General features: G+C 52.1%; 1 rRNA gene. It reads right to left on the bottom strand.

The annotated features are described in order from the left end of the window. Positions 1-1,726 (bottom strand): 23S ribosomal RNA (locus FDX03_RS09085); the annotation flags it as partial. Positions 1,727-1,792: the final 66 nt, after the last annotated feature.

Below are 1,792 nucleotides of genomic sequence, written 5' to 3'. Positions count from 1 at the left end.
CTTCACCTACATATCAGCGTGCCTTCTCCCGAAGTTACGGCACCATTTTGCCTAGTTCCTTCACCCGAGTTCTCTCAAGCGCCTTGGTATTCTCTACCTGACCACCTGTGTCGGTTTGGGGTACGATTTCGTGTTACCTGATGCTTAGAGGCTTTTCCTGGAAGCAGGGCATTTGTTACTTCAGCACCGTAGTGCCTCGTCATCACACCTCAGCGTTAAAAAGGTACCGGATTTACCTGGAACCTCCGCCTACATGCTTAAACCGGGACAACCGTCGCCCGGCTAACATAGCCTTCTCCGTCCCCCCTTCGCAGTAACACCAAGTACAGGAATATTAACCTGTTTCCCATCGACTACGCCTTTCGGCCTCGCCTTAGGGGTCGACTCACCCTGCCCCGATTAACGTTGGACAGGAACCCTTGGTCTTCCGGCGTGCGGGTTTTTCACCCGCATTATCGTTACTTATGTCAGCATTCGCACTTCTGATACCTCCAGCATGCCTCACGACACACCTTCAACGGCTTACAGAACGCTCCCCTACCCAACAACACATAGTGTCGCTGCCGCAGCTTCGGTGCACAGTTTAGCCCCGTTACATCTTCCGCGCAGGCCGACTCGACCAGTGAGCTATTACGCTTTCTTTAAATGATGGCTGCTTCTAAGCCAACATCCTGGCTGTCTGTGCCTTCCCACATCGTTTCCCACTTAACTGTGACTTTGGGACCTTAGCTGGCGGTCTGGGTTGTTTCCCTCTTCACGACGGACGTTAGCACCCGCCGTGTGTCTCCCGTGATAACATTCTTCGGTATTCGCAGTTTGCATCGGGTTGGTAAGTCGGGATGACCCCCTAGCCGAAACAGTGCTCTACCCCCGAAGATGAATTCACGAGGCGCTACCTAAATAGCTTTCGGGGAGAACCAGCTATCTCCCGGTTTGATTGGCCTTTCACCCCCAGCCACAAGTCATCCGCTAATTTTTCAACATTAGTCGGTTCGGTCCTCCAGTTAGTGTTACCCAACCTTCAACCTGCCCATGGCTAGATCACCGGGTTTCGGGTCTATACCCTGCAACTTAACGCCCAGTTAAGACTCGGTTTCCCTTCGGCTCCCCTATACGGTTAACCTTGCTACAGAATATAAGTCGCTGACCCATTATACAAAAGGTACGCAGTCACCTGACGAATCAGGCTCCCACTGCTTGTACGTACACGGTTTCAGGTTCTTTTTCACTCCCCTCGCCGGGGTTCTTTTCGCCTTTCCCTCACGGTACTGGTTCACTATCGGTCAGTCAGGAGTATTTAGCCTTGGAGGATGGTCCCCCCATATTCAGACAGGATACCACGTGTCCCGCCCTACTCTTCGAGTTCACAACCTGTGCATTTTGGTGTACGGGACTATCACCCTGTACCGTCGGACTTTCCAGACCGTTCCACTAACACACAAGCTGATTCAGACTCTGGGCTGCTCCCCGTTCGCTCGCCGCTACTGGGGGAATCTCGGTTGATTTCTTTTCCTCGGGGTACTTAGATGTTTCAGTTCCCCCGGTTCGCTTCATTACGCTATGGATTCACGTAATGATAGTGTGTCGAAACACACTGGGTTTCCCCATTCGGAAATCGCCGGTTATAACGGTTCATATCACCTTACCGACGCTTATCGCAGATTAGCACGTCCTTCATCGCCTCTGACTGCCAGGGCATCCACCGTGTACGCTTAGTCGCTTAACCTCACAACCCGAAGATGTTTCGTAAAACACCACCGTGTTGCGAAAATTTGAGAGACTCGAACACACC

Origin of the sequence: Citrobacter sp. wls827 (assembly GCF_005280875.1) — a bacterium.
Classification (GTDB): Bacteria; Pseudomonadota; Gammaproteobacteria; order Enterobacterales; family Enterobacteriaceae; genus Citrobacter; species Citrobacter youngae.
Note: the sequence above shows the minus strand (reverse complement) of the source record. Positions and strands in the feature narration are given on the sequence as shown.